Source organism: Psychrobacter sp., from assembly GCF_035469765.1.
Lineage (GTDB): Bacteria > Pseudomonadota > Gammaproteobacteria > Pseudomonadales > Moraxellaceae > Psychrobacter.
In genome coordinates this window covers 1-2,910 of sequence record NZ_DATIRM010000286.1, presented here as the reverse complement: position 1 = coordinate 2,910, position 2,910 = coordinate 1, and the positions used below count along the sequence as shown (strand labels likewise).

Genomic DNA, 2,910 nt, shown 5'->3' with positions numbered 1-2,910 from the left:
AAATCGGTTAAAAATTGGCCTCTGGGAAGTCGTTCATTGTTAGTGACATTAAACTCAGCAATAGGGGCAGACGCTTTTGATAAAATATATCAAAATATGCCGGGTCCTGACCCTAACTCTGGTTTGACACTGCAACGACCCTTTTGGATAAATTTAACCTCAAAAGATGATTGGGTGACTGGGAAAGCATTCCCAAAAGCACGTTTAATCGGACAAAAGCTCTCTGATTTGGCGAAGAAAAGAACGATTGGACATTATATGCCGTATGTTTCTCATTATATTACCATTGAGAATGGCGATTCGCCATATAAAAAATCTGAGTGTTTTTCTAGCTACGATAGTCATGACAGTCACGGTATTGAAGCGCAAGATGGGCAGGCAACGCTAACACCAAAACCAAAATCTAATGTTAGAGGCATAGAGCCATGGTTCAAAATACCCTTGCAAGACCCAAATTATAATAAGAAAAATCAGCGCAATGATAAGGAGAATGTGACGACCAATTTCTGTGATGAGACACGATATGTATATGAAAATCCAAACGCTATAGCAACGGATGGTCGATATTACACGACCGTTTTACGACCTTTATATCATCGACCAGAAAGTAGATTAGGTTATATGTGGAATTTCCACACCGACCAAAGTGTCATCGGCTATAGACCGGAAGAAGCAAAAGTCATAAAAAACTCAGGAAAACATAATGCGTATGTGCAGACCATTCTTGGTCGTATGGCTGACGATATGTTATTCACATCCCCAGAAAAGTAATTGATTTCACATAAATTTAAAAACGATAACTGTGCTTTATAAACGAACTTGAAAGCTAAAGACATTGAATAGTTAATAAGATTCATTTAAAATGAACCTTTAAGGTAGCTTTTCTAACATTCATCATAAGAAGACCGCTATGCAATCGATTAATTTACCTACTAAGCCGCCAAGCTCGCCGCACCCTATACTCAACTTAAGCTTTCGAATATTTTTTAGTGCAGGGGCAATTTTTGCCATCATAACGATGACGTTGTGGGCATTTGTCTTTACTGGGCATACCGATATCGATGCGCAAACGTTGAACCCACTATATTGGCATGGTCATGAGATGATTTATGGTTATGCGTTAGCTATCGTTGCAGGGTTTTTGCTGACAGCGGTGAAGACGTGGACAGGCGTTATGATGCCATACGGTTATAGGTTACTAGGCATTTTTATGTGCTGGTTGCTGGCGCGTTTGGGCTGGATGGCATTTGGTTTAGGGATTGATATTGGTATTGAGCAAAGTGCTTGGTTGTATATAGCCGCAGTGTTTGATTTGTTGTTTGTCGGTTCTATGGCGTTTGTAGTATTTCGCGCCGTTTTACAAGTAAAGCAGTATAAGCAGATGGGTATTCTAGCGAAGCTTGCGCTACTGACACTGGGTAATGGGCTGTGCTACTGGGGCATTATCAGCGCTGATATGACCATGACAAAGATTGGTGTTTATTTGGGGTTTTATCTTATCATTGGCTTGGTATTGACCATTGGTCGCCGCGTGGTGCCGTTCTTTATTGAGCGCGGTTTGAGTATTCCTAATGCAGCAGGCGTGGCAGAAACGGTGACGGTACGTAATAGTAAGGCGCAAGATATTGCAAGTTTGCTATTTTTCTTCGTCTTTTTTATCACTGATTTATTTTATCTGAATAGGTACTTGCTGACTATTAGCGCACTTGGCGTGGCAGTGGTCAATATCGTGCGCTTGATGGGTTGGTATCATCGCGGTATTTGGCAAAAACCTTTATTATGGTCGCTGTTTATTGCGTTTTTAGGGATGTGTGTGAGTTTTATACTGTACGCGCTACAGCCGTGGCTCGGTTATAATCATAGTATTGCTGTACATGGATTAGCAATCGCTGGTATTGGTATGATGACAGTAGCGATGATGGCACGTGTGTCGCTTGGACATACAGGGCGCAGTATTCATGAGCAACCCAAAACGGTCAATATCATGTTTGCATTGATGGTATTGGTATTTATCAGCCGTGTACTATTGCCACTTATCGATAATAGCCATTATTTATGGTGGATAATGGTCGCGCAAGGAGCTTGGATTGCCTGCTTTATATTGTTTTGCAGCAGCTATCTGCGTATCCTAGCAAGCCCGCGCCCAGATGGTTTGTTTGGTTAATGATGTTTAATTACTAAAGTGGCAAAAGTGCAACTTAATAGTAATATATGTTAAATAATTCGATTGTTGATTAAAAATAGGAGCGCTTAAAATGCGACTGACCAATTATAGTGATTATGCGCTGCGCTCGTTAATATATTTGGCGACCAAGCCCGATCCGTATCTATTGGCGAATATTAGTGATATTGCTAATAGTTATAACATCTCTAAAAGTCATCTGACCAAAATTATTCACCAATTGGGGCAACTTGGCTATATCGATAGTGTGCGTGGTAAAAACGGCGGTATTCGCTTGGCCCGTGCCCCAAAAGATATTAATTTGGGGGTATTGATTAAGCAAATTGAGCCGGATTTCGCTTTGGTTGAGTGTTTTGCGACAGATTTATCAATCACTCCAAAGCCTGACAGTGATAACAGTGTGGCAAATATTGATAGTGATCACGAAGAAAATAGCGCCAAAGATGTGTCATTGACTCTGGTGGACGAAGTGGCACAGACGGCTAGGGTTGGCTGTGTTATTAGCCCTGTCTGTCAGCTTAAACAAGTTTTATTCGAAGCGTTAACTGCTTTCATTGCGGTACTTGAGCGCTATACATTGGCAGATATTATCAGCAATGAGGCAGAGTTGGCAGAGTTATTATTTGATAAATGAATATTATGAAAAGGCTGCCAAGCGAGTCATCGCATATTGGCAGCCTTTTTTATCAATTAGTGCCGTAAAACCATACCGTTCAGGGCGTGGATAT

Annotated in this window: 3 protein-coding genes; all 3 read left to right on the top strand. The window is 41.0% G+C overall.

The window, feature by feature from the left end:
- The coding region (locus tag VLN09_RS08135; RefSeq protein ID WP_325245409.1) for a hypothetical protein at nt 1-771 on the top strand (771 nt) is incomplete at its 5' end.
- Between the two features lie 139 nt (nt 772-910).
- Complete coding sequence (locus VLN09_RS08130) at nt 911-2,164, top strand: NnrS family protein (RefSeq protein WP_325245407.1); 1,254 nt, start codon at nt 911-913, stop codon at nt 2,162-2,164.
- 91 nt (nt 2,165-2,255) lie between these two features.
- Nucleotides 2,256-2,816: an Rrf2 family transcriptional regulator gene (locus tag VLN09_RS08125; protein ID WP_325245405.1), complete on the top strand. Its 561-nt coding sequence runs from the start codon at nt 2,256-2,258 to the stop codon at nt 2,814-2,816.
- Nucleotides 2,817-2,910 lie beyond the last annotated feature (94 nt).